Annotated in this window: 24 protein-coding genes; 22 read left to right on the top strand and 2 right to left on the bottom strand. The window is 69.3% G+C overall.

The window, feature by feature from the left end; all coding sequences use genetic code 11:
* The first annotated feature begins 21 nt into the window (after positions 1 to 21).
* The 6 genes from H537_RS0107205 (at position 22) to H537_RS0107180 (ending at position 9,088) form a co-directional block, all read left to right on the top strand.
* Positions 22 to 1,488, top strand: coding sequence for an ammonium transporter (locus H537_RS0107205; RefSeq protein WP_028997363.1), 1,467 nt, complete (start codon positions 22 to 24; stop codon positions 1,486 to 1,488).
* A 275-nt stretch (positions 1,489 to 1,763) separates the two neighbouring features.
* The gene (gene gshA / locus H537_RS0107200) at positions 1,764 to 3,059 is read left to right on the top strand and encodes a glutamate--cysteine ligase (protein ID WP_028997362.1); all 1,296 of its coding nucleotides are present in this window, start codon (positions 1,764 to 1,766) and stop codon (positions 3,057 to 3,059) included.
* A gap of 88 nt (positions 3,060 to 3,147) precedes the next feature.
* Positions 3,148 to 5,028 carry a potassium transporter Kup gene (locus H537_RS0107195; RefSeq protein WP_028997361.1) on the top strand — a complete coding sequence of 627 codons (1,881 nt, stop codon included), beginning with the start codon at positions 3,148 to 3,150 and terminating at the stop codon, positions 5,026 to 5,028.
* A 10-nt stretch (positions 5,029 to 5,038) separates the two neighbouring features.
* Complete coding sequence (locus H537_RS0107190; protein ID WP_028997360.1) at positions 5,039 to 6,205, top strand: benzoate/H(+) symporter BenE family transporter; 1,167 nt, start codon at positions 5,039 to 5,041, stop codon at positions 6,203 to 6,205.
* An 11-nt stretch (positions 6,206 to 6,216) separates the two neighbouring features.
* Positions 6,217 to 7,170, top strand: coding sequence for a glutathione synthase (gene gshB, locus H537_RS0107185; protein WP_028997359.1), 954 nt, complete (start codon positions 6,217 to 6,219; stop codon positions 7,168 to 7,170).
* A 37-nt stretch (positions 7,171 to 7,207) separates the two neighbouring features.
* A complete protein-coding gene (locus H537_RS0107180; protein ID WP_028997358.1) occupies positions 7,208 to 9,088 on the top strand; it encodes an ATP-binding cassette domain-containing protein in 1,881 nt (626 codons plus the stop codon).
* A 10-nt stretch (positions 9,089 to 9,098) separates the two neighbouring features.
* Here the strand turns inward: H537_RS0107180 and H537_RS0107175 are convergent, their stop codons facing one another.
* The gene (locus tag H537_RS0107175; RefSeq protein WP_043458346.1) at positions 9,099 to 9,821 is read right to left on the bottom strand and encodes a hypothetical protein; all 723 of its coding nucleotides are present in this window, start codon (positions 9,819 to 9,821) and stop codon (positions 9,099 to 9,101) included.
* Between the two features lie 73 nt (positions 9,822 to 9,894).
* On the opposite strand from H537_RS0107175, the gene H537_RS0107170 reads away from it, so the two are divergent.
* From H537_RS0107170 to H537_RS0107150, 5 genes are all read left to right on the top strand, one after another.
* Positions 9,895 to 10,047 (top strand): hypothetical protein, encoded by a 153-nt coding sequence (locus H537_RS0107170; protein WP_156901499.1) that lies wholly within the window; start codon positions 9,895 to 9,897, stop codon positions 10,045 to 10,047.
* Between the two features lie 18 nt (positions 10,048 to 10,065).
* On the top strand, positions 10,066 to 10,557 hold the full coding sequence (locus tag H537_RS0107165; protein WP_028997355.1) for a GNAT family N-acetyltransferase: 492 nt from the start codon (positions 10,066 to 10,068) through the stop codon (positions 10,555 to 10,557).
* Between the two features lie 106 nt (positions 10,558 to 10,663).
* Entirely contained in the window at positions 10,664 to 11,470 is an 807-nt protein-coding gene (locus H537_RS0107160) for an HpcH/HpaI aldolase family protein (protein ID WP_028997354.1), read from the top strand.
* A gap of 65 nt (positions 11,471 to 11,535) precedes the next feature.
* Positions 11,536 to 12,381, top strand: coding sequence for an aldose 1-epimerase (locus H537_RS0107155; RefSeq protein WP_028997353.1), 846 nt, complete (start codon positions 11,536 to 11,538; stop codon positions 12,379 to 12,381).
* A gap of 61 nt (positions 12,382 to 12,442) precedes the next feature.
* Positions 12,443 to 13,342, top strand: a complete 900-nt coding sequence (locus tag H537_RS0107150; protein ID WP_028997352.1) for an SMP-30/gluconolactonase/LRE family protein — start codon at positions 12,443 to 12,445, stop codon at positions 13,340 to 13,342.
* A gap of 54 nt (positions 13,343 to 13,396) precedes the next feature.
* Here H537_RS0107150 and H537_RS56470 read toward each other — a convergent pair whose 3' ends face one another.
* The gene (locus H537_RS56470) at positions 13,397 to 15,544 is read right to left on the bottom strand and encodes a protein-disulfide reductase DsbD family protein (protein WP_028997351.1); all 2,148 of its coding nucleotides are present in this window, start codon (positions 15,542 to 15,544) and stop codon (positions 13,397 to 13,399) included.
* A gap of 239 nt (positions 15,545 to 15,783) precedes the next feature.
* On the opposite strand from H537_RS56470, the gene H537_RS0107140 reads away from it, so the two are divergent.
* The 11 genes from H537_RS0107140 to H537_RS0107090 all read left to right on the top strand — a co-directional run bounded on the left by H537_RS0107140 (position 15,784) and on the right by H537_RS0107090 (position 26,147).
* Positions 15,784 to 16,290 carry an ATP synthase subunit I gene (locus H537_RS0107140; RefSeq protein ID WP_028997350.1) on the top strand — a complete coding sequence of 169 codons (507 nt, stop codon included), beginning with the start codon at positions 15,784 to 15,786 and terminating at the stop codon, positions 16,288 to 16,290.
* Position 16,291: 1 nt separating this feature from the next.
* Positions 16,292 to 17,176, top strand: coding sequence for a F0F1 ATP synthase subunit A (gene atpB / locus H537_RS0107135; RefSeq protein ID WP_028997349.1), 885 nt, complete (start codon positions 16,292 to 16,294; stop codon positions 17,174 to 17,176).
* Positions 17,177 to 17,234: 58 nt separating this feature from the next.
* Complete coding sequence (gene atpE, locus H537_RS0107130; RefSeq protein ID WP_028997348.1) at positions 17,235 to 17,483, top strand: F0F1 ATP synthase subunit C; 249 nt, start codon at positions 17,235 to 17,237, stop codon at positions 17,481 to 17,483.
* 55 nt (positions 17,484 to 17,538) lie between these two features.
* Positions 17,539 to 18,009 carry a F0F1 ATP synthase subunit B gene (locus H537_RS0107125; RefSeq protein WP_028997347.1) on the top strand — a complete coding sequence of 157 codons (471 nt, stop codon included), beginning with the start codon at positions 17,539 to 17,541 and terminating at the stop codon, positions 18,007 to 18,009.
* 2 nt (positions 18,010 to 18,011) lie between these two features.
* On the top strand, positions 18,012 to 18,545 hold the full coding sequence (locus H537_RS0107120; protein ID WP_028997346.1) for a F0F1 ATP synthase subunit delta: 534 nt from the start codon (positions 18,012 to 18,014) through the stop codon (positions 18,543 to 18,545).
* Positions 18,546 to 18,645: 100 nt separating this feature from the next.
* Positions 18,646 to 20,199, top strand: coding sequence for a F0F1 ATP synthase subunit alpha (gene atpA, locus H537_RS0107115; protein ID WP_028997345.1), 1,554 nt, complete (start codon positions 18,646 to 18,648; stop codon positions 20,197 to 20,199).
* A gap of 37 nt (positions 20,200 to 20,236) precedes the next feature.
* A complete protein-coding gene (gene atpG / locus H537_RS0107110) occupies positions 20,237 to 21,115 on the top strand; it encodes a F0F1 ATP synthase subunit gamma (RefSeq protein ID WP_028997344.1) in 879 nt (292 codons plus the stop codon).
* A 28-nt stretch (positions 21,116 to 21,143) separates the two neighbouring features.
* Entirely contained in the window at positions 21,144 to 22,547 is a 1,404-nt protein-coding gene (atpD, locus tag H537_RS0107105) for a F0F1 ATP synthase subunit beta (protein ID WP_028997343.1), read from the top strand.
* Between the two features lie 83 nt (positions 22,548 to 22,630).
* Positions 22,631 to 23,047: a F0F1 ATP synthase subunit epsilon gene (locus H537_RS0107100; protein ID WP_028997342.1), complete on the top strand. Its 417-nt coding sequence runs from the start codon at positions 22,631 to 22,633 to the stop codon at positions 23,045 to 23,047.
* Between the two features lie 460 nt (positions 23,048 to 23,507).
* Positions 23,508 to 24,074, top strand: coding sequence for a PEP-CTERM sorting domain-containing protein (locus H537_RS0107095; RefSeq protein ID WP_028997341.1), 567 nt, complete (start codon positions 23,508 to 23,510; stop codon positions 24,072 to 24,074).
* 153 nt (positions 24,075 to 24,227) lie between these two features.
* Positions 24,228 to 26,147, top strand: coding sequence for a B12-binding domain-containing radical SAM protein (locus H537_RS0107090; protein WP_028997340.1), 1,920 nt, complete (start codon positions 24,228 to 24,230; stop codon positions 26,145 to 26,147).
* Positions 26,148 to 26,166 lie beyond the last annotated feature (19 nt).

The following is a 26,166-nucleotide window of genomic DNA, read 5'->3' as shown; positions in this document are numbered from 1 at the left end:
CCACACCACACAGACAAAATCATGAGAAAGCTTCTTCTCCCCCTGGCGGCCGGTCTGGCCGGCCTGGGTGTGGCCAGCGGCGTGCTGGCGCAGGACGCCGTGGCGGTCGCCGCCAGCGGCGTAGCGCAAGCCGCCAGCGCCGTGGCCGACGTGGCCTCGGCCGCTGCGGCCGCGCCGGTGCCCAACAAGGGCGACACGGCCTTCCTGATGATCTCCACCGCGCTGGTCATCCTGATGATCGTCCCGGGCCTGGCGCTCTTCTACGGCGGCCTGGTGCGCAGCAAGAACATGCTGTCGGTGCTGATGCAGGTCTTCGTGGTCTTCGCGTTGATCTCGGTGCTGTGGGTGGTCTACGGCTACTCGGCAGCCTTCACGGCCGGCAACCCGTTCATCGGCACGCTGGACAAGCTGTTCCTCAAGGGCGTCACGCCCGAATCCGTGGCCGCGACCTTCAGCAAGGGCGTGGTGCTGCCGGAGCTCAGCTTCATGAGCTTCCAGGGCGCCTTCGCCGCCATCACCGTGGCGCTGATCGTGGGGGCCTTCGCCGAGCGCATCAAGTTCTCGGCGGTGCTGGCCTTCTCGGTGCTGTGGTTCACCTTCAGCTACCTGCCCGTGGCGCACATGGTCTGGTACTGGGACGGCCCGGACGCCATCACCAGCGAGGAGACCCTGGCTGCCGTCACCGCCAACGCGGGCTGGCTGTGGGCCAAGGGCGCGCTGGACTTCGCCGGCGGCACCGTGGTGCACATCAACGCCGCCGTGGCGGGCCTGGTGGGCGCCTTCATGGTGGGCAAGCGCGTGGGCTACGGCCGCGAGTCCATGGCTCCGCACAGCCTGACGCTGACCATGGTCGGTGCCTCGCTGCTGTGGGTGGGCTGGTTCGGCTTCAACGCCGGCTCCAACCTGGAAGCCAACGGCACGGCCGCGCTGGCCTTCGCCAACACCGTGGTGGCCACGGCTGCGGCGACGCTGAGCTGGATCGCCGGTGAAGCGCTGATGAAGGGCAAGGCCTCGATGCTGGGCGCTGCCTCCGGTGCGGTGGCCGGCCTAGTGGCCATCACCCCGGCCTGCGGCTTCGTGGGCGTGGGCGGCGCGCTGGTGATCGGCCTGCTGGCGGGCTTCATCTGCCTGTGGGGCGTCAACGGCCTCAAGCGCATGCTCGGTGCCGACGATTCGCTGGACGTCTTCGGCGTGCACGGCGTGGGCGGCATCCTGGGCGCGCTGCTGACCGGCGTGTTCGCCTCGCCCGACCTGGGCGGCACGGGCATCTGCAACTACGTCACCGACAAGTGCGGCGAGTGGGGTGGCATCGGTGCCCAGGTGTGGGTGCAGGCGCAAGGCGTGATCACCACCATCGTGTGGTCGGCCGTGGTTGCCGTGGTCGCCTACAAGCTGGTGGACATGGTGATCGGCCTGCGCGTGTCCGAAGAGGAAGAGCGCGAGGGCCTGGACATCAGCTCGCACGGCGAGACGGCGTACAACCGCTGATCCCCCCGGCGCCCGCCCCGGTGGGCGCCTCCGGAACCCGCGGGTGGCGCCGCCCCAAGCAGGCGCCCCCGCTCCAGAGCAGTCTCTTCGCTGCGGTTGCGGTAGCGAACTTCGGCCACCCCTCGGGGTGGCCTTTTTTCTTCTGAAACCGCGAGGCGCCGTCCTCGGCGCCGGGCCAGTTGTGGCGGGCGTGCCGGTTTCCTGGGCAAGACTCGCACCGACAGGTATGCCACCTGCCTAGAATCCCTCAGTCGAAGTCCAAGAAATCCCGAACCATGGTCCCGCATCTCATCACCGCGTTGAACGGCCCGATCAACGAGCTGGAGCAGCGCATCCTGGAGTCGATGCCGGCCATCGAACGCTGGTTCCGCCTGGAGTGGATGGAGCACACGCCGCCCTTCTACAGCTCGGTGGACGTGCGCAACGCCGGCTTCAAGCTCGCGCCGGTGGACACCAACCTCTACCCCGGCGGCTGGAACAACCTCACCGACCAGATGCTGCCGCTGGCGGTGCAGGCCGCGATGGCTGCCATCGAGAAGATCTGTCCCGAGGCCAAGAACCTGCTGCTCATCCCCGAGAAGCACACGCGCAACAGCTTCTACCTCAGCAATGTCCAGCGCCTGACGCAGATCTTCAACCAGGCCGGCTTGAACGTGCGCCTGGGCACGCTGGACGAAACCATCACCAAGCCCACCACGCTGACGCTGCCCGACGGCGGCTCGCTGACGCTGGAGCCGCTGGTGCGCACGCCGCGCCGGCTCGGCCTCAAGGATTTCGATCCCTGCACCATCCTGCTCAACAACGACCTCTCCGGCGGCATCCCGGCGGTGCTGGAGAACCTGCACGAGCAGTACCTGCTGCCGCCGCTGCACGCGGGCTGGGCGGTGCGGCGCAAGAGCAACCACTTCCAGAGCTACGAGGAGGTGGCCAAGAAGTTCGCCAAGCTGCTGGGCATGGACCCGTGGCTGATCAACCCGATGTACTCCCAGTGCGGGCAGGTCAACTTCGCCGACGGCACGGGCCTGGAGTGCGTGCAGTCCAACGCCGAGGCCCTGCTGGCCAAGGTGCGGCGCAAGTACAAGGAGTACGGCATCAACGAGAAGCCCTTCGTGGTCGTGAAGGCCGACGCCGGCACCTACGGCATGGGCATCATGACCGTGCGCGATCCGAAGGACCTGGAGGACCTCAACCGCCGCACGCGCAACAAGATGAGCGTGATCAAGGAGGGGCAGGAGGTCAGCGAGGTGATCATCCAGGAGGGCGTGCCCACCTACGAGCGCATGAACGACGCGGTGGCCGAGCCGGTGGTGTACATGCTCGACCGCTACGTGGTGGGCGGCTTCTACCGCGTGCACGCCGAGCGCGGCATCGACGAAAACCTCAACGCCCCCGGCGCGGCCTTCGTGCCGCTGGCCTTCGCCGAGGCCAGCCACATGCCGCGCCCCGGCGAGAAGCCCGGCGTCAGCGCGCCCAACCGCTTCTACATGTACGGCGTGATCGGCCGCCTGGCGATGCTGGCGGCCAGCTACGAGCTTGAGGCCACCGACCCCGACGCCGAGATCTACGAGTGACCCGGCGTTCCCGCGCGTTGTGCGGTGCACAACGCGCGGGAGCCACAATAGAAGCTTTGCGTAACGGGCCCCGGGTGGGTCCAGCCCTGTGAGTTCCTCCTCTTCCCAATCGCCGTCCGCCCTGGCGGCCCTCACGCTGGCCGCCCTGGGCGTGGTCTATGGCGACATCGGCACCAGCCCGCTGTACGCCCTCAAGGAAGTCTTCCACGCGGGCCACGTCGAGCCCACGCCCGACAACGTGCTGGGCGTGCTGTCGCTGATCTTCTGGACGATGACGGTCATCGTCTCGCTGAAGTACGTGCTGCTGATCCTGCGTGCGGACAACAACGGCGAAGGCGGCCTGATCGCGATGCTGGCGCTGGCCACGCACGCGGTGCGCGAGCGCCCGCGGCTGCGCCAGGCGCTGCTGGCCGTGGGCATGTTCGGCACGGCCATCTTCTACGGCGACGGCGTGATCACGCCGGCGATCTCGGTGCTGTCGGCGGTGGAGGGCCTGGAGGTGGCCTCCGAGCACCTGCATCCCTTCGTGGTGCCGATCACGCTGGTGGTGCTCACGGGGCTGTTCGCGGTGCAGCGCTTCGGCACCGCCGACATCGGCCGCTTCTTCGGCCCGGTGACGCTGGTGTGGTTCATCACGCTGGTGGCGCTGGGGCTGCCGCACGTGGTCGGCAACCCCGGGGTGCTGGTCGCGCTCAACCCGGCCTATGCCGTCGACTTCTGGCTGCACCACAAGCTGGTGGCCTTCCTGGCGCTGGGCGCGGTGGTGCTGTGCGTCACCGGCGGCGAGGCGCTCTATGCCGACCTGGGGCACTTCGGCAAGCGGCCCATCCGCATCGCCTGGTACGGGCTGGTGATGCCGTCGCTGGTGGTCAACTACTTCGGCCAGGGCGCGCTGCTGCTGGCCGACCCGGCGGCGGTCGAGAACCCCTTCTACCTGCTGGCGCCGCAGTGGGCGCGGCTGCCGCTGGTGTTCCTGGCCACCGCCGCCACCGTGATCGCCTCGCAGGCGCTGATCACGGCGGCCTTCTCGGTGACCAAGCAGGCGATCCAGATGGGCCTGCTGCCGCGCATGCACATCAAGCACACCTCGGTGAAGGACACGGGCCAGATCTACGTGCCCTTCGTGAACTGGGGGCTGTACGTGTTCATCGTGCTGGCGGTGGCGCTGTTCGGCACGTCCTCGCGCCTGGCCTCGGCCTACGGCATCGCCGTGACGCTGGACATGACCATCACCACGGTCATGACCTTCTTCGTCATCCGCTACGGCTGGCGCTACCCGCTGTGGCTGTGCCTGGCGGCCACGGGCTTCTTCTTCGTCATCGACGTGGCCTTCTTCGCATCCAACATGCTCAAGCTCGTGGCCGGGGGCTGGTTCCCGCTGGCCATCGGCTTCGGCATGTTCACGCTCATGACCACCTGGCGGCGCGGGCGCGCGCTGGTGGCCGAGCGGCTGCGCGACGACGCCATCGACCTCGAAGGATTCCTGGAGGCGGTGTTCATGAGCCCGCCCAAGCGCGTGCCGGGCACGGCGGTGTTCCTCGCGGCCGAGCAGGGCCTCACGCCCAGCGCGCTGATGCACAACCTCAAGCACAACAAGGTGCTGCACGAATACAACCTGTTCGTCACGGTGCAGCACCACGACGTGCCCTGGATCGGCTTCGACAAGCGCGTGAGCGTGCACTCGCTGGGCCACGACTGCTGGCAGGTGGTGCTGCACTTCGGCTTCAAGAACGACCCGGACGTGCCCGAGGCGCTGCAGGCGCTCAAGGGCCGCGGCGTGCCGCTGGACGACATGGACACCAGCTACTTCCTGAGTCGAGACGTGGTGATCCCGACCATCGGCGAGGGCATGGTGATGTGGCGCGAGAAGCTCTTCGCCAGCATGCACCGCAACGCCTCGGCGGCGGCAGACTTCCTGAACCTGCCGGCCAACCGCATCGTGGAGCTGGGCTCCAAGGTCGAGATCTGAGTCGGCTGCCGTGCGGTTGAAGGATCTGTCGCTGTCCGCCGTGGTGGCGGGCTTCGTGGCCGTGCTGGTGGGCTTCACCAGCTCGGTCGTCATCGTTTTCCACGCCGCCGAGGCGCTGGGCGCCACGCCGGCGCAGACCACCTCTTGGATGTGGGCGCTGGGCCTGGGCATGGGGCTGACCAGCGCGGGCCTGAGCCTGTGGTATCGCCAGCCCGTGCTCACGGCCTGGAGCACGCCCGGTGCGGCGCTGATCGCGGGCACCAGCGGCCTCAGCATGGCCGAGGGCATCGGTGCCTTCGTGGTGTGCGCGCTGCTGATCACCGTGGCCGGCGCCAGCGGCTTCTTCGCCCGGGTGATGGACCGCATCCCGCGCGCGCTGGCCGCGGCGCTGCTGGCCGGCGTGCTGGCGCGCTTCGGCTTCGACGCCTGCCTGGCGCTCAAGGCCAGCCCGGCGCTGGTGCTGGCGATGCTGGCGGCCTACCTGCTGGGCAAGCGGCTGTGGCCGCGCTATGCGGTGCCGGGCGTGCTGCTGGCGGGCATCGCGGTGGCGGCGGCGCAGGGCACGCTGAACCTGGGCGCGGTGCAGTGGCAGCTGGCGCGGCCGGTGTGGACCATGCCGGCGTTCTCGCTGCAGGCGCTGGTCGGGCTGGCGCTGCCGCTGTTCGTGGTCACCATGGCCTCGCAGAACCTGCCCGGCGTGGCCGCGCAGCGCGCCGCGGGCTACGACACCCCGGTGTCGCCGCCGGTGACCGTCACCGGGCTGGCCTCGCTGCTGCTGGCGCCCTTCGGCGGCTACGCGCTGAACCTGGCAGCCATCACGGCAGCAATCTGCATGGGGCGCGAGGCCCACGCCGATCCGGCGCGGCGCTACATGGCGGCGGTGATGGCGGGGCTCTTCTACGTCACGCTGGGCCTGGCCGGCGGCGCGGTGGTGGGGCTCATCGGCGCGTTCCCGAAGGCGCTGGTGCTGGCGGTGGCGGGGCTGGCGCTGCTGTCCACCATCGGCGGCGCGCTGGCGATGGGGCTGCACGAGGAGAAGACGCGCGAGGCGGCGCTGCTGACCTTCCTCGTTACCGCCAGCGGGCTGTCGCTGTTCGGTATCGCCTCCGCCTTCTGGGGCCTCGTCGCCGGGGTGCTGGCGCTGGCTGTGCAACACTGGCGCCCCTCTTTCCGCTGAGCCCGCGCGCCATGGACCTGCTGTTCGTCGCCGACCCGCTGGTGACCTTCAAGACCTACAAGGACACCACCTTTTCCATGATGCGCGAGGCCCTCGCGCGCGGCCACAAGGTCTGGGCCTGCGAGCAGTCCGCGCTGGTGTGGCGCCGCGGCTCGCGCGTGGTGGCGCGCAGCGCGCAGGCCATCACGCTGACGGGCAGCAGCGGCAAGGACTGGTTCGAGGTCGTGGCCGAACAGGAGCTGGCGCTGGCCGACGCGGACGCGGTGCTCATGCGCAAGGACCCGCCTTTCGACAGCGAGTACTTCTACGCCACGCACCTGCTGCAGCAGGCCGAGCGCGAGGGCGCGCGGGTGTTCAACAAGCCCGCCTCGCTGCGCGACCACCCGGAAAAGCTCTCCATCCTGGAGTTTCCCGAGCTGATCGGCCCGACCCTGGTGACGCGCGACGCGCAGGCCGTGCGCGCCTTCCACGACGAGCACCGCGACGTCATCCTGAAGCCGCTGGACGGCATGGGCGGGATGGGCATCTTCCGCGTCGGCGCCGACGGGCTGAACCTGGGCTCGATCATCGAGACGCTCAACGCGCACGGCACGCGCACGGTGATGGTCCAGCGCTACCTGCCCGAGATCGTCAAGGGCGACAAGCGCATCCTGCTCATCGGCGGCAAGCCGGTGCCGTACTGCCTGGCGCGCATTCCGCAGGGCAGCGAGATCCGCGGCAACTTGGCCGCCGGCGGCAAGGGCGTGGCGCAGGAGCTTTCCGCGCGCGACCGCGAGATCGCCGAGACCCTGGCGCCGGTGCTGGCCGCGCGCGGGCTGCTGCTGGTGGGGCTGGACGTGATCGGCGACTGCCTCACCGAGATCAACGTCACCAGCCCCACGGGCTTCCAGGAAATCACGAACCAGACCGGCTGCAACGTGCCGGCGCTGTTCATCGACGCGCTAGAGGCGGCCGCCGGCGCTTGAGGCGGGAGGGCCTTCGGGGCAGGGGACAATCCGCCCCATGGCCCTGCTCACCCTCACCAACGCCCATCTCGCCTTCGGCCACGTGCCGCTGCTCGACGGCGCCTCCTTCGCGCTGGAAGCCGGCGAGCGCGTGGCGCTCATCGGCCGCAACGGCGCCGGCAAATCCTCGCTCCTGAAAATCCTGGCCGGGCTGGACAAGCCCGACGACGGCCTGCTGCAGCTGCAGCAGGGGCTGCGCCGCTTCTACGTGGCGCAGGAACCCGTCTTCGAGCCCGGCGCCACGGTCTTCGACGCCGTGAGCGTGGGCGTGGCCGAGGCACGCAGCCTGCGCGAGCGCTACGAGCGCCACGAGAGCGGCGACGACCTGGACGCGCTGCAGACGCGCATCGAGCAGCTCGGCGGCTGGACCTGGGAACAGCGCGTGGAGCAGACGCTGCAGCACCTGAACCTGGACGCCGAGGCCCAGGTGGCCGCGCTCTCCGGCGGCACCAAGAAGCGCGTGGCGCTGGCGCAGGCGCTGGTGGCCGCGCCCGACGTGCTGCTGCTGGACGAGCCCACGAACCACCTGGACCTGGACGCCATCGAGTGGCTGCAGGAGCTGCTCAACGCCTGGAAGGGCGCGCTGGTGCTGATCTCGCACGACCGCGCCTTCATCGACGCCGTGGCTACGCGCATCGTCGAACTCGACCGCGGCGTGCTGCGCAGCTATCCCGGCAACTTCTCCGCCTTCGAAAGCACCAAGGCCCGCGAGCTGGAGTCCGAGGCCCTGGCCAACGCGCGCGCCGACAAGCTGCTGGCGCAGGAGGAGGTGTGGATCCGCAAGGGCGTGGAGGCGCGGCGCACCCGCAGCGTCAGCCGCGTCAACCGGCTGCACGTGCTGCGCGAGCAGCGCGTGCAGCGGCGCGAGTCGCTGGGCCAGGTGCGGCTGGAGCTGGACGCCGGCGTGCCCACGGGCAAGATCGTCGCGGAGCTGCAGCACGTGGGCATGCGCTTCGGCGACAAGGAGCTGATCAAGGACTTCTCGGCCACCATCCTGCGCGGCGACAAGGTGGGCCTCATCGGCCCCAACGGCGTGGGCAAGACGACGCTGCTGAAGCTGATCCTGGGCGAGCTGGAGCCCTCGTCCGGCAGCATCCGCCGCGGCAGCAACCTGCAGGTGGCGTACTTCGACCAGATGCGCGGCGTGCTGAACCTGGACGCGACGCTGGCCGACACCATCAGCCCGGGCAGCGAGTGGGTGGAGATCGGCGGGCAGCGCAAGCACGTGATGAGCTACCTGGGCGACTTCCTGTTCGCTCCGGCGCGCGCCAACTCGCCCGTGCGCACGCTCTCCGGCGGCGAGCGCAACCGGCTGCTGCTGGCGCGGCTGTTCGCGCTGCCGGCCAACGTGCTGGTGCTGGACGAGCCCACCAACGACCTCGACATCGACACGCTGGAGCTGCTGGAGGATCTGCTGCAGTCCTACCCCGGCACGGTGTTCCTGGTCAGCCACGACCGGCGCTTCCTGGACAACGTGGTCACCAGCACCATCGCCTGGGAGGGCGACGTGTCCCCGGGCCGCTGGCGCGAGTACGAGGGCGGCTACGAGGACTGGAAGATCCAGAAGGCCCGCTCGCTGGCGGCCGTCGAGGCCGCTGCGCCCAAGCCGGCCGCCGCACCGGCGCCAGCCCCGGCACCCGCGGCGGCTCCCAAGCCGGCCCGCAAGCTGGGCTACAAGGAGCAGCGCGAGCTCGACGCGCTGCCGGCGCGCATCGACGCGCTGGAGGCGGAGCAGAAGACGCTGGCCGAGCAGCTCAGCGACCCCGACCTCTACGTGCGCGATCCCCAGAGCGCGACGCAGATGCACGAGCGCGTGGCGCAGATCGAGGAGGCGCTGATGGAGGCGCTGGAGCGCTGGGAAGCGCTGAGCTCGCGCTGAAGCCGGCTGCTCAGAACCAGCGGTCGGTGTCGGCCGCCGGGTGCGAGCGGCTGACGATCAGGCCGGCCTGCAGGTACAGCGCGTTGAGCAGCCGCGAGGCCAGGGCGCGGTCCATGCCCGGCCACTCGGCCAGGTCGCGCAGGCTGGTGGTCTCGCGCTGCAGGCGGCGCACGCAGTGGCGCAGGGTCTGCGGCACAGGCAGCGGGCGCAGGTCCAGCACGGCCGAGGCGCGGTAGGCGGCGTAGCCTGCGATCTCGGGCAGCAATTGCTCGCGCGCGCCGCGCAGCGCGAATTCCCAGCTCAGCACGGGCAGCGGGTGGTACAGGTGCAGCGCCTTGACCAGCCCGCGCTGCGGATCGCCGGGCGGGCGCAGCACCGCGGGCTCCACGTGCAGCACCTGCAGCGACTGCAGCGGCAGCCGCAGCAGCTCGGGCAGCGGCAGCGGGCAGTGCGCTAGGCGCTGGCGCGGGAAGAGGGTGAGCGGCAGCACGCGCTGGCTCTCCTGCAGGTGCACCACCACGTTGCACAGGTGGCGCACCGAGGCGGCCAGCACTTCCAGCGGTTCGGTCTGGCGCCCATGCTCCGCAAAGCGGCGCAGGTCCTGCGCCAGCGAGGGCGGCAACTGCTGCGGGTCGGACTCCTCGATCGGCGTCAGTTCGTCCAGGTAGCGCTTGAACACGCTGACACGCATCAGCTCCGGCGCACCCAGTGGAAGGGTCGATTCGAAGCTCACCGGTTCTGCTCCAGATCACTGGAAAGTTTGACGCAGGATGTTACGGCAGAAGTGTCCGCTCACGGTTGGCGCCATGGTGACGGCGGCCCGGGAGCTGCCCGCAGTACGCAGCGAACTGCTGCGGCTTTGCTGGAAGCGCAGCGCCAAGCGCGCTATCTTTGCACCCCTTGCATGGATGCCGACCGACTTCGATGAGATGCTGTATTCCGGTGCCGCCCGGTCGTGACGCATGAACGCCCGCACCATGGCACCGCCGCAGATCGAGCTGCTGGCGCCCGACTCCCCGGAGCTGCTGCAGGCCACCCGCGAGATCTTCCTTGAGTACGCCCAGGGCCTGGGCATCGACCTCGCCTTCCAGAACTTCGAGCAGGAGCTCGCCGAGCTGCCCGGCGAGTACGCCCCGCCGCAAGGCGTGCTGCTGCTGGCCTTCGTCGATGGCGCGCTGGCCGGCTGCGGGGCGTTGCGACCGCTGCCCGAGGCCGACGCGCCCAATGCCTGCGAGATGAAGCGGCTGTACGTGCGCCGGCCCTTCCGCCGCTTCGGGCTGGGCCGGCTGCTCGCGCAGGCGCTGATGGACCGCGCCACCGAGGCCGGCTACTCCAGCATGCTGCTGGACACGCTCGACGAGATGGAGGCCGCGCGCGGCCTCTACGCCAGCCTCGGCTTCGAGGACGTGCCGCCGTACTACTACAACCCCATCCCCGGCGCGCACTACCTTTGCGCATCGCTGGGCTGACGGCAGGGATGCGGGCGCGTCCGGATCGGACATCGCTCTGCGGCCGGCGCACACTGGACTGCCCTTCGTTTACAACGCCGCCCGTCACGGGCACAAGGAGCCGTCGATGAACACCTTCCGCCATCTGCTCAAGGCCGCCGGCAGCCATCCGCCGATCGGTACCTGGATCACCTCCGCCAGCCCGATCGTGGCCGAGGCCGTGGGCCATGCCGGTTTCGACTGGGGACTGGTGGACATGGAGCATGCGCCGCTGGACTACATGGACTTGGTGCACCTGCTGCAGGCCATCGGCAACACCAAGATGACGCCCGTGGTGCGCGTGCCCGCCAACGAGACCGTGGCCGTCAAGCGCGTGCTCGATGCCGGCGCGCCGACGCTGATGTTCCCGCTGGTGGAGTCCGCCGAGGACGCCCGGCGCGCCGTCGCTTCCACGCGCCATGCGCCGCACGGCGTGCGCAGCATGGCCACGCTCAGCCGCGCCACGCGCTACGGCGCCACTTCCAGTGCGCCGGCGGTGGGCGTGATCGTGGAGCTGGAGACGCCGCAGGCGCTGGCGCAGCTGGAGGACATCGCGCAGGTGCAGGGCGTGGACGCCGTCTTCGTCGGCCCGGCCGACCTCTCCGCGCAGCTCGGCCACGCCGGCCAGCCCATGCACCCGGAGGTGATGCGGCTCATGGGCGATGCGGCGCAGCGCTGCCGGCGGCTGGGCATCCCGGTGGGCACGGTGGGCGCCTCGCCGGATGTGGTGACGCAGTTCCGCGCCATGGGATTCAACTTCATCGCCGTGGCCTCCGACCTGGGCCTGCTCATGCGTGGCGCCCAGGCCGTGGTGCAATCGCTGCGCACGCCCGACGGCGAGCTGCACGTGCACTCGCTGAGCTCGGGCACCCGCACCGAAGCGACGGCGGCCTGATCCCGGCCGCTCCCGCGGCACCCGGCCGCGGCGTCTTCGACGGCGACAACGCGAGGCACCAGTTGATGAATCCCGTGACCGAACTCCAGGCCGGCGCGCTGCGCCTGGCCCTGCGCCCCGACCTGGGTGGCTGCATTGCCGGGCTGTGGCTCGGCGATCGGCCGGTGCTCCACAGCTTCGACCCGGCACAGCTGGCCGGCCCGCGCCCCTCGGCCTGCTTCCCGCTGGTGCCGTACTCCAACCGCATCGGCCGGCGGCGCTTCCGCTGGCAGGGGCAGGAGATCGAGCTCGCCGCCAACGTGGACGAGCCCAACACGCTGCACGGCGTGGGCTGGCAGCGGCCGTGGGAAGTGGTGTCGGCCGAGGCCACGCGCGCCGAGCTGCGCTACGCGCACCGGGCCGATGCCTTCTGGCCCTTCGACTTCGAGGCGCGCCAGCACTTCGAGCTGGAGCCGCAGGCGCTGCGGCTGCGCATGTCGGTGCGCAACACCGACACCCGCGTGCAGCCCCTGGGCTTCGGCTGGCATCCCTACTTCAGCAAGCGGCCGGGCTGCTGGCTGCGGGCGAAGGTGTCGCAGCGCTGGGAGCCCGACGAGACGCTGCTGCCCGTGCGGCGCGTGGCGCAGGACGGCATCGACGGCGACGTCCTGCAGATGGACTACGACAACGTCTTCGAGGGCTGGGACGGCGAGGCGCTCACGGGCGACGGGCACTTCAGCGTGCGCATCAGCTCCGACCAGCCCTACCTCGTGGTCTTCGCCAAGGCGGTGCGCGACCACTACTGCGTCGAGCCGGTGAGCCACCTCAACAACGCCATCCAGCAGGCGGACCCCGAGGCGCACGGGCTGCGCGCCGTGGCGCCGGGGCAAAGCCTCGAAGGCTGGATGAACCTCGACATCACGACCCCATGACCCTCGTGCCGCTGCCGCGTGCCGCCTGCGCACGGCAGCGCGGCCCGGCCCTGGAGTTTTCATGAGCACTGAGCGCCTGTTCGACCCCCGTCCGCTGCCGCTGCCGCCTTCGCGGCTGGGCGAGTCGCCCTTCTGGCATCCGCACGAGGGCGCGCTGTGGTGGGTGGACATTCCCGGGCGGCGCCTCAACCGCTGGGAGCCCGGGCGAGGCCGCCACGACCACTGGAGCTTCGAGGCCGAGCCCGGCTGCGCCGCGCCGGCGCAGGGCGGGCGCGTGCTGCTGGCCATGCGCGACGGCCTGTGGTGCTTCGACCCCCGCCACGGCCAGCGCCAGCGCGTGTGCCAGCCGCCCTACGACCCGGCGCAGCAGCGCTTCAACGACGGCAAGGCCGACCCGCAGGGGCGGCTGTGGGCCGGGACCATCGACGAGCAGCGCCAGCCGCGCGCGGCGCTCTACCGTTTCCACGACGGCGAGCTCGAACGCATGGCCGACGGCATCACTACCAGCAACGGCCTGGCCTGGAGCCCGGACGGCCACACGATGTACTGGAGCGACACGCGCGCGCACGAGATCCGGGCGCTGGATTTCGATCTCGACCTCGGGACGCTCTCGCGCCAGCGCGTGTTCGCGCGCTTCGCGCCGCGGCAGGAAGGCGTGCGCTACGGCGGCCGTCCCGATGGCGCCGCCGTGGACAGCGAGGGCGCGTACTGGGTGGCGATGTACGAGGGCTGCCGGCTGCTGCGCCTGTCGCCCCAGGGGCAGCTGCTGCAGGAGGTGGCGCTGCCGGTGCACTGCCCGACCATGCCCTGCTTCGGCGGGCCGGACCTGCGCACCCTCTACCTCACCACCGCACGCGACCACCGCCCCGCCGACGAGCTCGCGCGCGAGCCCTGGGCCGGCTGCGTGCTGGAGATGCGCGTGGCGGTGCCGGGGCTGCCGGTCAACTTCGCGAAGCTGTAGGGACGGCACCGCCGCCTCGCCCGGGGCGGGAGCGGCGATCCGGAGGGCGTCGCGTCAGGGCTTGGCCGGCAGCGCCGCCAGCGCGCCGCGCACCTCGGCCACCGACAGCACTTCCGTCAGCAGCTGCGGCGCGCCGCCGCCGGCCGGGTACAGCGCATAGACCGGCACGCCGCTGCGCCCCAGGCGCGCCAGCTCGGTGCCGATGGCCGCGTCGCGCCGCGTCCAGTCCGCGCGCAGCAGCGCCACGTCGTGCAGCTCGAAATCGGCACGCACCGTGGCGTCGGCGAGCGTGCCGCGCTTGTTGATCTGGCAGGTCACGCACCAGGCGGCCGTGAAGTCCACGAACACCGGCCGGCCCTGAGACTGCAGCGTGCGCACGCGATCGGCGCTCCAGGCTTCCCAGCCGCCGGCCGCAGCGGCGGCGCTCCCGCTCTCGGCCGGCGCCTCGCGCCAGGACGGCAGGGCCCAGTGCAGCGTCGCGCCCAGCACTGCCACGGCCAGCACCGCCACGCCCGCGCGCGCGCCGCGGCGCGTGGCCTGGAAGGCCGGGCTGGCCAGCGCCCACAGCGCAAAGGCCAGCGCCACCAGCAGGCCCAGCAGCGCCACGGCGCCATCGAGCCCGGTCTGCTGGCCCAGCACCCACAGCAGCCACACCACGGTGGCGAAGATGGGGAAGGACAGCAGCGTGCGCAGTTGCGCCATCCACGGTCCCGGCCGCGGCAGCGCGCGCGCCACGCCCGGCCAGGCCGCCGCGGCCAGGTAGGGCAGGGCCATGCCCAGCCCCAGTGCCGCGAACACCGACAGCGCCTGCGCCGTCGGCAGCGTGGCCGCCGCGCCCAGCGAGGCGCCCATGAAGGGCGCGGTGCAGGGCGAAGCCACCGCCACGGCCAGCACGCCGGTGAGCGCGTGGTCCAGCAGCGGGTGGCGCAGCTGCAGCCCGGCCAGGCTGGAGGGCAGCACGCTGCGGAACTCGAACTGCCCGCTCAGGTTGAGTCCGATCACCGTGAACAGCGCCGCAAGCGCCGCCACGAAGGCCGGCGACTGCAATTGAAACCCCCAGCCCAGCTGCTGGCCGCCGGCGCGCAGCGCCAGCATCAGCGCCGCCAGTGCCACGAAGGACACCAGCACGCCTGCGGTGTAGGCCAGCGCCGCGGCCACGCGCTCGCGCCGGTGGTGGTGCGTCACGAAGCTCAGCAGCTTCAGCGACAGCACCGGGAACACGCAGGGCATCAGGTTCAGCAGCATCCCGCCGCCCAGCGCCAGCAGCAGCGCCAGCCCGAAGGCAGGTGAGGACGCGCCCGTTGCCGCGGCGGCCGGCGCCGCGGGCGATTCAGCCTCGGCCACGGGCTCGCGCCGCGGCGTGGTGCCCGGCGCGGGCCAGGGGCCGGCGACGTCGAAGCCCAGCTGCACGCCGCCGCCCTGCGCGTCGCCCAGCACCGCGTCCAGGCGCGGCGGGCTCTGGTCGCGCTCGGGCGACAGTGGTGCCCGCAGCTGCCAGGCGGTACCGTCCCAGCGCGCTTGCATCGGCGCGGCGTTGTCCAGGATGCCGGGCTGTTCGGGGAAGAAAGCCAGCGGCTGGCCCTGCAGCGCCGCCGGCAGGCCCTGGACGTCGAGCACCAGCTCATGGCCCTCGATGCGCGCCGCCGTCTGCACTGCAGCCATGGCCTTGGGCTGCCGCCGCTGGGCCTCGTCGAACAGCGCCGCGTTCACGGACGTGGCTGCCTGGCTGGGCAGCTGCAGGCTGAAGCGGCCGGTCTGGGGCAGGCAGACCTCCTTGCACACCAGCCAGTCCGCCTGAAGTTGCACGCTCAACGACGGGGCGTCGAAGCCCGCGGGCACCTGCACCTTCACCGGCAGCAGCACGCGGCCCTCGTAGCCGAAGTTCATCAGCGGGCCCACGGGCAGCCGCTGCGGCACGGGCCATTCGATCTCGCCCAGGTCCACGCCCGGGGGAACACTCCATTGCAGCTTGGTGGGCAGCCCGGAGTCCCCCGGGTTCTTCCAGTAGGTGTGCCAGTGCGGCGCGTGCTCCAGCAGCAGGCCCAGCCACAGCGGCTTGCCCGGCACCACGCCCTCGGGAGCGTGGGCCAGTAGTTCGGCGCGCAACTGTTCGGTGCGGACCTCGGTCTGGGCCACGGCGCCCAGCAGCGGCGCCAGCAGCAACGAAAAAGCCACGAAGCGGCGGGGGAAAAGGCGGGACACGGTCGGCTCGGGAGCGGATGGTGGGGCGATTGTGGTGCGCGGCGGCGGCATCGCGTGACATCGTGGACACTGCGCCGCCGCGGCGGGTCGCCACAGGCTCACGGATTGAGCTGGCTCAATGTGCGCGCCATTGCAAGCCATGCCGGAGCGTGTCGACAGGGCATGAGTTGTAAGTGGAGGCTAAGGGTTTTCCACCTATAATCCGCCGGTTTTGCGCATAGAGACAGTCTGAAGCCCACATGCAAGAGCGGTCCCGGCGTCCCGAGTTCCGCGACAGCTGGGCTGAGGACGAAAACGACAAGGAACTGGACGAGCGAGCGCCGTTGACGCGTGAGCAAGTGCAGGCCCTGCGCGAAGAATACCCGCTGCTGTCGCCGTGGCGGGTGGTCGCGGTTCAAGCCGCGGTAGGTCTGGTGGTGGCTGCCTTGGCGGCAGTCGTCACGGGGCGGGGGGCGATCGGCTGGTCGGCGCTGTATGGCGCGGCTGCCGTGGTGGTGCCGGGGGCGTTGATGGTCCGCGGCCTCGCCAAGACCAGGGACAAGCAGCCCGGCACCCAGGTGTTCGGCTTCCTGCTCTGGGAGTTCATCAAGATCGGTGTCGCGGCCGCCATGCTGGTGGCGGCGGCGGTGGTCGTGCGCGACCTGAGTTGGCCGGCGTTGCTGGTGACGATGGTGCTGTGCATGAAGGTCAACTGGCTGGCGCTGCTGTGGCAGGGCCGGGCGCGAGCAAGGAAAAAGAGAAGCTGACATGGCTGCCGAAGGACACGGACCTACCGCGGGTGAATACATCCAGCACCACCTGGAGCACTTCACCACTCGCACGCAAACCGGCATTGCCGACTTCTCGCTGTCGGACCCGGTGCTCAAGCTCGACTCGCTGTTCTGGTCGATCCTGCTGGGCGTGATCGGCTGCTTCGTGCTGTGGCGCGTGGCCAAGAGCGTGACCTCGGGCGTGCCCGGGCGCATGCAGGCCGCCGTCGAGTTCCTGGTGGAGATGGTGGACACGCAGGCCCGCGGCATCGTGCACAACGAGCAGTCGCGCAAGGCGGTGGCCCCGCTGGCCCTGACGGCCTTCGTGTGGATCTTCCTGATGAACGCGATGGACCTGCTGCCGCTGGACCTGGTTCCCAACATCTGGGCCGCGATCTACGGCGGCATGGGCCATGACCCGCACCATGCCTACATGCGCGTGGTGCCCACGGCGGACCTGTCCACGACGCTGGCGCTGTCGGTGACGGTGCTGGGTTCGTGCCTGTACTACAACATCAAGATGAAAGGCCTGGGCGGCTGGGTGAAGGAGCTGTTCTCCGCACCGTTCCACGCCCATGGCTTCATGGCCGTCGTGCTGGCCCCGGTCAACTTCCTCATGCAGATGATCGAGTTCGTCGCCAAGACGGTCTCTCATGGCATGCGACTGTTCGGCAACATGTTTGCCGGCGAACTGGTGTTCATGCTGATCGCGCTGATGGGCGCGGTGGGCTTCGGCTCTCTGGGCGGTATTGCTCTGTGGATCGGCCACGTGCTGGCCGGTTCCGCGTGGGCCATCTTCCACATCCTGATCATCACGCTGCAGGCCTTCATTTTCATGATGCTGACGCTGGTGTACGTGGGCCAGGCGCACGACGCGCACTGACCGGCGGCTTTCCCCCCCGTTCCCTTTCCCAACTCAATCAACTCATCTAGGAGTAGTCATGGAAAACATCCTCGGTCTGGTCGCTCTGGCTTGCGGCGTCATCATCGGTCTGGGCGCCATCGGTGCTTGTATCGGCATCGGCCTGATGGGCGGCAAGTACCTGGAAGCCTCGGCCCGTCAGCCTGAGCTGATGAACGAGCTGCAAACCAAGATGTTCCTGCTGGCCGGTCTGATCGACGCCGCCTTCCTGATCGGCGTGGGTATCGCGATGCTGTTCGCGTTCGCCAACCCCTTCGTGCTGCGCTGATCCGGATCTTTCTCGTCCGTCCACGAAGTAGTTTTTTACGAGAGAGGTCCGAGCCGTGAATCTGAACGCAACGTTGTTGGCGCAGATCGTCGTCTTCGTGATCTTGTGGTGGTTCACGATGAAGTTCGTGTGGCCGCCGATCACCAAGGCGCTCGATGAGCGCGCCCGGAAAGTCGCCGACGGTCTGGCTGCGGCTGACAAGGCCAAGGCCGAGCTGGCCACGGCCAACAAGCGAGTGGAGGCCCAGCTGGCCGAAGCCCGCGATGACGCCGCCCGCCGCCTGGCTGACGCCGAGCGCATGGCGCAGTCCATGGTCGAAGATGCCAAGGGCCGTGCCAACGAAGAGGCCGCCAAGATCGTCGCCGCGGCCCGGGCCGAGGCCGAGCAGGCCAGCATCCGTGCCCGTGAAGCGCTGCGCGACGAAGTCGCCGCGCTGGCTGTCAAGGGTGCCGAAGCGATCCTGCGCCGCGAAGTGAATCCCGCGGTGCACGGCGAGCTGCTGTCGCGCCTGAAGAGCGAGCTCTGACCATGGCTGAGCTTGCAACCATTGCCCGCCCCTACGCGGAGGCGCTGTTCAAGGTGATCATGCCCGCCGAGCAGCGCGGTGCCATCGAGCAGCTCGACCTGCTCGCGGCGCTGACCGCAGAGCCGCAGGTGCGCCAGTTCGCCGACAACCCGCGCGTGAGCACCGAGCAGGTGTTCAACGTCATCACCGGGGCGTTGCCCGCGCCGTTGTGGCCCGCGCTGCAGAACCTGCTGCGCACGATGCTGGAGAACGGTCGCCTGGTGGCGCTGCCCGAAGTGGCAACGCAGTACCGCGCGCTGGTCAACGCTGGCAGCGGGGTCTCCGACGCGCTGGTCTACAGCGCCTTCCCGATCGACGAGGCGCAGGGCGTCGAGGTGCTGGCCGCGCTGGAAAAGCGCTTCGGTCGCAAGCTCAACGCCACGGTGCAGATCGATCCTTCGCTCATCGGCGGCATCCGCGTGGTGGTCGGCGACGAGGTCTATGACGGCTCTGTCAAGGCCCGTCTGGAACAGATGAAGGTGGCGCTCACGGCCTAAGCGCACAGCAGGGGGCTGTCGCCGCCCCCCGCGCACGGCCCGCAGCCAGTCACCGCCCGCCACGCTGTCCGCCCACCGGGTGGCAGTCTGGGAGAACACGATGCAACTGAATCCCGCAGAAATTTCCGAACTGATCAAGAGCCGCATCGAGGGCCTGCAGCCCTCGACGGACATCCGCAACCAGGGCACCGTGGTCTCGGTGACGGACGGCATCGTGCGCGTGCACGGCCTGTCGGACGTGATGCAGGGCGAAATGCTCGAATTCCCCGCCACCGCCTCGGGCGCGCAGACCTTCGGCCTGGCGCTGAACCTCGAGCGCGACTCGGTCGGCGCCGTGATCCTGGGCGAGTACGAGCACATCTCCGAGGGCGACACCGTCAAGTGCACGGGCCGCATCCTGGAAGTGCCCGTGGGCCCCGAGCTGATCGGCCGCGTGGTCAACGCGCTGGGCCAGCCCATCGACGGCAAGGGTCCGCTCAACGCCAAGATGACGGACGTCATCGAGAAGGTCGCCCCGGGCGTGATCGCGCGCCAGTCGGTGAGCCAGCCGGTGCAGACGGGCATCAAGTCGATCGACTCGATGGTGCCCGTGGGCCGCGGCCAGCGCGAGCTGATCATCGGTGACCGCCAGACCGGCAAGACCGCCGTCGCCCTGGACGCGATCATCGCCCAGAAGGGCCAGAACATGGTCTGCGTCTACGTCGCCATCGGCCAGAAGGCGTCGTCGATCAAGAACGTGGTGCGCGCCCTGGAGCAGCACGGCGCGATGGAGTACACCATCGTCGTGGCCGCCTCGGCTTCCGAGTCCGCCGCCATGCAGTACGTGTCGGCCTACTCCGGCTGCACGATGGGCGAGTACTTCCGCGACCGCGGCGAAGACGCGCTGATCGTCTATGACGACCTGTCCAAGCAGGCCGTGGCCTACCGTCAAGTGTCGCTGCTGCTGCGCCGTCCCCCGGGCCGCGAAGCCTTCCCCGGCGACGTGTTCTATCTCCACAGCCGCCTGCTGGAGCGTGCCGCCCGCGTGAACGCCGACTACGTCGAGAAGTTCACCAACGGCGCCGTGAAGGGCAAGACCGGCTCGCTGACCGCGCTGCCCGTGATCGAAACGCAGGCCGGCGACGTGTCCGCCTTCGTGCCGACGAACGTGATCTCGATCACCGACGGCCAGATCTTCCTGGAAACCAGCCTGTTCAACGCCGGTATCCGCCCCGCCATCAACGCCGGTATCTCGGTGTCGCGCGTCGGTGGTGCTGCCCAGACCAAGCTGATCAAGGGCCTGTCCGGCGGTATCCGTACCGACCTGGCGCAGTACCGTGAGCTGGCCGCGTTCGCGCAGTTCGCCTCGGACCTGGACGAAGCCACCCGCAAGCAGCTCGACCGCGGTGCCCGCGTGACCGAACTGCTCAAGCAGGCCCAGTACCAGCCGCTGCCCATCAGCCTGATGGGTGCCACGCTGTTCGCGGTCAACAAGGGCTTCATGGACGACGTGGACGTCAAGAAGATCCTGGCCTTCGAGAGCGGTCTGCACCAGTTCCTGAAGACCAGCCACGGCCCGCTGCTGGCCAAACTCGAGAGCGACAAGGCGATGGACAAGGACGCGGAAGCCCAGCTGACTGCTGCCGTGACCGCGTTCAAGAAGTCGTTCGCCTGAGTCCCGCCATAGCACAAGTCCGAGAAGGAGCCCGTCCATGGCGGTAGGCAAGGAAATACGCGGCAAGATCAAATCGGTGGAGAACACCAAGAAGATCACCAAGGCCATGGAAATGGTCGCCGCCTCCAAAATGCGCAAGGCGCAGGAACGGATGCGCGCTGCGCGTCCGTACGCCGACAAGATTCGCAACATCACGGCGAACCTGTCCCAGGCCAACCCGGAGTACCGCTCGCCCTACATGCGCGCGGAAGGCTCCGCGAAGGCTGCGGGCTTCGTGGTCGTGACGACCGACAAGGGCTTGTGCGGCGGCCTCAACACCAACGTGCTGCGTGCGATCACGAACAAGATGCGTGATCTGCAGGCTGAGAACGTGAAGGTGCAGGCGGTTGCGATCGGCAACAAGGGCTTCGGCTTCCTGAACCGAGTCGGCGTCCCGGTCGTTTCGCACGCGACGCAGCTCGGCGACACGCCGCAGCTGGAGAAGCTCATCGGTCCGGTCAAGGTGATGCTCGACGCCTTCATCGCGGGCCAGGTGGACTCGGTGTACCTCTGCTACACCAGGTTCATCAACACGATGAAGCAGGAGCCGGTGGTCGAGCAGCTGCTGCCGCTGTCGGCAGCGCGCCTGGAGCAGACCGCCGCCGAGCGCCAAGCCGGCGGCTGGGACTACATCTACGAGCCCGATGCGGCCACCGTCATCGACGAGCTGCTCACGCGCTACATCGAGGCGCTGGTGTACCAGGCCGTGGCCGAGAACATGGCCTCGGAGCAGTCCGCCCGCATGGTGGCCATGAAGTCCGCCACCGACAACGCCGGCAACCTGATCGGTGAGCTCAAGCTGGTCTACAACAAGACCCGCCAGGCCGCGATCACCAAGGAGCTGAGCGAGATCGTCAGCGGCGCCGCCGCGGTTTGACCGATTCGTTGAATTCAAGGAAATACAAATGGCACAAGGCAAGATTGTTCAGTGCATCGGCGCCGTGGTGGACGTGGAGTTCCCGCGCGATCAGATGCCCAAGGTGTACGACGCCCTCAAGATGGAAGGCTCGGCCCTGACGCTGGAAGTGCAGCAGCAGCTCGGCGACGGCGTGGTGCGTACCATCGCCCTGGGTTCCTCCGACGGCCTGCGTCGCGGCATGGTGGTGACCAACACCGCCAACCCGATCATGGTGCCGGTGGGCCAGGCCACCCTGGGCCGCATCATGGACGTGCTGGGCACGCCCATCGACGAGCGCGGTCCCGTGAGCCACGAGCTCACCGCCTCCATCCACCGCAAGGCCCCGGCCTACGACGAGCTGTCTCCCTCGCAGGAGCTGCTGGAAACCGGCATCAAGGTGATCGACCTGATCTGCCCGTTCGCCAAGGGCGGCAAGGTGGGTCTGTTCGGTGGCGCCGGCGTGGGCAAGACCGTGAACATGATGGAGCTCATCAACAACATCGCCAAGGCGCACTCGGGTCTGTCCGTGTTCGCCGGCGTGGGTGAGCGTACCCGTGAGGGCAACGACTTCTATCACGAGATGATGGAGTCGGGCGTGGTGGTGGACGAGGACCTGTCCAAGTCCAAGGTGGCCATGGTGTACGGCCAGATGAACGAGCCGCCGGGCAACCGTCTGCGCGTGGCCCTGACCGGCCTGACCATCGCCGAGTCGTTCCGCGACGAAGGCCGTGACGTGCTGTTCTTCGTGGACAACATCTACCGCTACACGCTGGCCGGTACCGAAGTGTCCGCACTGCTGGGCCGTATGCCTTCCGCCGTGGGCTACCAGCCGACGCTGGCCGAGGAAATGGGCCGCCTGCAGGAGCGCATCACCTCCACCAAGGTGGGCTCGATCACCTCGATCCAGGCCGTGTACGTCCCTGCGGATGACTTGACCGACCCGTCGCCCGCCACGACCTTCGCCCACTTGGACGCCACCGTGGTGCTGTCGCGCGACATCGCCTCGCTGGGTATCTACCCGGCCGTGGACCCGCTGGACTCGACCTCGCGCCAGATCGACCCGAACGTCATCGGCGAAGAGCACTACACGACGACGCGTTCGGTGCAGGGCATCCTGCAGCGCTACAAGGAACTGCGCGACATCATCGCCATTCTGGGCATGGACGAGCTGGCCCCCGAGGACAAGCTGACCGTGGCCCGCGCCCGCAAGATCCAGCGCTTCCTGTCGCAGCCCTTCCACGTGGCCGAAATCTTCACCGGCTCGCCGGGCAAGTACGTGCCGCTGAAGGAAACCATCCGCGGCTTCAAGATGATCGTGGCCGGCGAGTGCGACCACCTGCCCGAGCAGGCCTTCTACATGGTCGGCACCATCGACGAGGCCTTCGAGAAGGCCAAGAAGCTGGCGTCGTAATGGTCGTCGCGGCCGCAACCTCCCGGTAGCGGCTGCTGCTTCCCCGACGCAGCCTCTTCCTTTTCGCATCAAGGACCCCGCACATGGCAACCATTCACGTCGACGTCGTCTCCGCCGAAGAGCTGATCTTCTCCGGCGAGGCGAAGTTCGTCGCGCTGCCGGGCGAGAACGGCGAGCTGGGCATCCTGCCCCGCCACACGCCGCTGATCACCCGCATCAAGCCCGGCGCGGTGCGCATCGAGCGCGCCGACAACGGTGAGGAGGAGTTCGTGTTCGTCGCCGGCGGCATCCTGGAGGTGCAGCCCAGTGGCGTCACGGTGCTTGCCGACACCGCCATCCGTGGCCATGACCTCGACGAGGCCAAGGCCAACGAGGCCAAGCGCCTGGCCGAAGAGGCGATGCGCAACGCCAAGAGCGACATCGACTTCGCCGCCGCCCAGAGCGAGTTCGCCGCCATGGCGGCCCAGCTCGTCGCGCTGCGCAAGTTCCGCCGCAAGTAAGCCTTCCGGCACGCCGGCCTTCGCGGCCGGTTTCCGCCCCATCGAAAAGCCCGCCCGGTGCACGCCCGGCGGGCTTTCTGTTTTGAATCTTTCTTCCGTGGCGACGCCATGCCCGTGGCTTTGAGATTCCGTGTCGACACAATTTGACCGGCGGCGCGCCAGTGCAAATCTGTAATAGACCTTTCCTTCCTGCCTTTGAGCCCTGCACGTGCATGGAATTCATTGTTGCGGGCGTGCCTGGGCTTATATATTGGCCTTGATATCTTCAGTGTGGCAGCCGGTGCAGGGGGCAAGTTATTCATGCCCGCAGGAATTTGTGTTCCATGGGTTTTGATCGACCCATCAGAGCCTGAATTCCGGATGGGCGCTGCCTCGGCCAATTTCAATGAATTCCGGCCCGCGTCCCGGCAGCGGGCCGGCTGATCGGAAAAGGCGGCGTATGGGCATGCGATCTTCTCTCGTGAGCGTGGCGGTGAGCTGCCTTGGCGCGCTGGCGTCCATCGCGCCGGTCCAGGCGGAATCGCTGTTCAGGTTCAGCTTCGACAACACGCCGGACGATCTCATCGTGTTTCCAGTGGTCGGGCGCGGCGAATTCAGCTTTGCTGTCGACCCCGGCAACGGCACGCACAGCCTGGGCACGCTGGGTGATTTCGACATGTCGTTCCGCGTCAGCGGCAAATCCTTCACCGAGCAGGACATCACCACGCCGCTGGACGAGGTGCGGGTCGTCATTTCCCAGTTCGGTTCGACGCGCCGGCTGCAATTCAGCAATATCTCGGCAACGGGTTCAGGAGGCGCCGGCGGGTCGCTGGACCTTTTCAATGCCGCCGGACAATTCCTGTCCTTCGAAGCACCCGGTGGCGGCAGTGGCCTGAGGCTGTACCGCACCTCCGATTCGAGCCCGCGGTTTGGCGGCGACTATTTCGCCGTGCAGGCGATTCCGGAGCCCGCGTCCCTGCTGCTGATGGGCGCCGGCCTGGCGGGCGTGGCCGGCTTCGTGCGCCGGCGTCGGAACGGGGCGAGCTGAGACCTCGGAGCCGCAGGGCTCCGTCCCGGGTCTGGCAGGCGCGGTCCCTGTGGGCGGCTTCGGGCCCCGGGGCAGGGTCTTGCGGGCGTGGCGGGCAGGTGCCTGCACCCCGGCTGGCAGAATGCGCGCCCCCGCTTGCCTCCGCTTCCCGCCATGTCCGCCCCGACGCTGCCCGAGTCGCCGCGCGTGCTGTCGCTCATCCCGCCGATGACGCAGCTCAACACGCCGTACCCCTCCACCGCCTACCTCACCGGCTTCCTGCGCGGACGCGGTATCGCGGCGGCGCAGGACGACCTGGCCCTGAAGCTCGTGCTGCGGCTGCTGTCGGGCGCCGGGCTGCGGCGGCTGCGCGCGGCCATCGAGGCGCTGCCGCCCAAGCGGCGCACGCCGCGCGTGCAGGCCTTCCTGGAACGCTTCGACGACTACGCCGGCACCGCGGACCGCACGCTCGCATTCCTGCAGGGTCGCGACCCGACGCTGGCGCACCGCATCGCATCGCGCGGCTTCCTGCCCGAAGGGCCGCGCTTCCAGGCGCTGGAGGTGTACGGGGACGAGGAGGGCGATCCCCTGGGTTGGGCCTTCGGCGCGCTGGGGCTGCAGGACCGCGCCAAGCACCTGGCCACGCTGTACCTGGACGACCTGGCGGACGTGCTGCGCGAGGCCATCGACCCGCGCTTCGAGTTCGTGCGCTACGCCGAGTCGCTGGCGGCGGCACAGGCCAGCTTCGACGGGCTGGCCGACGCGCTGGCGGCGCCCCCGAACCTGATCGACGACACCCTGCGCGAGCTGACGCTGGAGGCGCTGGAGCAGCACCAGCCCGACGTGGTGCTGCTGTCCGTGCCCTTCCCGGGCTCGGTGTACGGCGCGCTGCGCATCGCGCAGGCGCTGAAGGCGGCGAAGCCGGGCATCGCCGTCGTGCTGGGCGGCGGCTTCGTCAACACCGAGCTGCGTGAGCTGAAGGAGCCGCGCCTGTTCGACCACGTGGACTTCGTGACCCTGGACGCCGGCGAGCGCCCGCTGCTGGCCCTGCTGGAGCACCTGCAAGGCAAGCGCTCGCGCCAGCGCCTGGTGCGCACCTACGTGCGCGACGACGGCGTGGTGCGTCACGTGAACTTCCCCGAGCCGGACGTGCCCTTCGCCGAGGTCGGCACGCCCACCTGGGACGGCTTGCCGGTGCGCGACTACCTGTCGCTGCTGGACATGCTCAACCCCATGCACCGGCTCTGGAGCGACGGGCGCTGGAACAAGCTCACCGTGGCGCACGGCTGCTACTGGAAGAAGTGCAGCTTCTGCGACGTGAGCCTGGACTACATCGCGCGCTACGAGGGCGCGGAGGCCACGGTGCTGGCCGACCGCATCGAGGCCATCGTCAACGAGACCGGGCAGACCGGCTTCCACTTCGTGGACGAGGCCGCGCCGCCCAAGGCGCTCAAGGCGCTGGCCACGGAGCTGCTTCGCCGCGACCTGCGCATCTCCTGGTGGGGCAACGTGCGCTTCGAGAAGACCTTCACCCCGGAGCTGGCCGAGCTGCTGGCCGAGAGCGGCTGCATCGCGATTTCCGGCGGGCTGGAGGTGGCTTCGGACCGGCTGCTCAAGCTGATGAACAAGGGCGTGTCGGTGGCGCAGGTGGCGCGCGTGACGCGCGCCTTCGCCGACGCCGGCGTGATGGTGCACGCCTACCTGATGTACGGCTTCCCCACGCAGACGGCGCAGGACACGGTGGACGCGCTGGAGTACGTGCGCCAGCTGTTCGAGAACGGCTGCATCCACTCCGGCTTCTTCCACCGCTTCGCCTGCACGGTGCATTCGCCGGTGGGTCAGAACCCGGACGCTTTCGGCATCAAGCTCAAGCCGCTGCCTGAAGGCGGCTTCGCCCGCAACGACGTGGGCTTCATCGACCCCACGGGCACCGACCACGACGCGTTGGGCCGGGCGCTGAAGAAGGCCATCTACAACTTCATGCACGGCAACCTGGTGGAGGCCGACGTGCGCAGCTGGTTCGACGTGCGTGTCCCGAAGCCCACGGTGCCCAAGCAGTTCATCCTGCGGGCGCTGGAGCAGCCGGGCGGCTGAGCGGGCGCCGCCCGGCCGC

Origin of the sequence: Azohydromonas australica DSM 1124 (assembly GCF_000430725.1) — a bacterium.
Classification (GTDB): domain Bacteria; phylum Pseudomonadota; class Gammaproteobacteria; order Burkholderiales; family Burkholderiaceae_C; genus Azohydromonas; species Azohydromonas australica.
Note: the sequence above shows the minus strand (reverse complement) of the source record. Positions and strands in the feature narration are given on the sequence as shown.

What these genes read in the sequence shown, in the direction of transcription:
- H537_RS0107205 (WP_028997363.1), top strand. Translation starts at nt 22, where the DNA reads ATGAGAAAGCTTCTTCTCCCCCTGGCGGCCGGTCTGGCCGGCCTGGGT.
- gshA (WP_028997362.1), top strand. Translation starts at nt 1,764, where the DNA reads ATGGTCCCGCATCTCATCACCGCGTTGAACGGCCCGATCAACGAGCTG.
- gshB (WP_028997359.1), top strand. Translation starts at nt 6,217, where the DNA reads ATGGACCTGCTGTTCGTCGCCGACCCGCTGGTGACCTTCAAGACCTAC.
- H537_RS0107180 (WP_028997358.1), top strand. Translation starts at nt 7,208, where the DNA reads ATGGCCCTGCTCACCCTCACCAACGCCCATCTCGCCTTCGGCCACGTG.
- H537_RS0107170 (WP_156901499.1), top strand. Translation starts at nt 9,895, where the DNA reads ATGGTGACGGCGGCCCGGGAGCTGCCCGCAGTACGCAGCGAACTGCTG.
- H537_RS0107165 (WP_028997355.1), top strand. Translation starts at nt 10,066, where the DNA reads ATGGCACCGCCGCAGATCGAGCTGCTGGCGCCCGACTCCCCGGAGCTG.
- H537_RS0107160 (WP_028997354.1), top strand. Translation starts at nt 10,664, where the DNA reads ATGAACACCTTCCGCCATCTGCTCAAGGCCGCCGGCAGCCATCCGCCG.
- H537_RS0107155 (WP_028997353.1), top strand. Translation starts at nt 11,536, where the DNA reads ATGAATCCCGTGACCGAACTCCAGGCCGGCGCGCTGCGCCTGGCCCTG.
- H537_RS0107150 (WP_028997352.1), top strand. Translation starts at nt 12,443, where the DNA reads ATGAGCACTGAGCGCCTGTTCGACCCCCGTCCGCTGCCGCTGCCGCCT.
- H537_RS0107140 (WP_028997350.1), top strand. Translation starts at nt 15,784, where the DNA reads ATGCAAGAGCGGTCCCGGCGTCCCGAGTTCCGCGACAGCTGGGCTGAG.
- atpB (WP_028997349.1), top strand. Translation starts at nt 16,292, where the DNA reads ATGGCTGCCGAAGGACACGGACCTACCGCGGGTGAATACATCCAGCAC.
- atpE (WP_028997348.1), top strand. Translation starts at nt 17,235, where the DNA reads ATGGAAAACATCCTCGGTCTGGTCGCTCTGGCTTGCGGCGTCATCATC.
- H537_RS0107120 (WP_028997346.1), top strand. Translation starts at nt 18,012, where the DNA reads ATGGCTGAGCTTGCAACCATTGCCCGCCCCTACGCGGAGGCGCTGTTC.
- atpA (WP_028997345.1), top strand. Translation starts at nt 18,646, where the DNA reads ATGCAACTGAATCCCGCAGAAATTTCCGAACTGATCAAGAGCCGCATC.
- atpG (WP_028997344.1), top strand. Translation starts at nt 20,237, where the DNA reads ATGGCGGTAGGCAAGGAAATACGCGGCAAGATCAAATCGGTGGAGAAC.
- atpD (WP_028997343.1), top strand. Translation starts at nt 21,144, where the DNA reads ATGGCACAAGGCAAGATTGTTCAGTGCATCGGCGCCGTGGTGGACGTG.
- H537_RS0107100 (WP_028997342.1), top strand. Translation starts at nt 22,631, where the DNA reads ATGGCAACCATTCACGTCGACGTCGTCTCCGCCGAAGAGCTGATCTTC.
- H537_RS0107090 (WP_028997340.1), top strand. Translation starts at nt 24,228, where the DNA reads ATGTCCGCCCCGACGCTGCCCGAGTCGCCGCGCGTGCTGTCGCTCATC.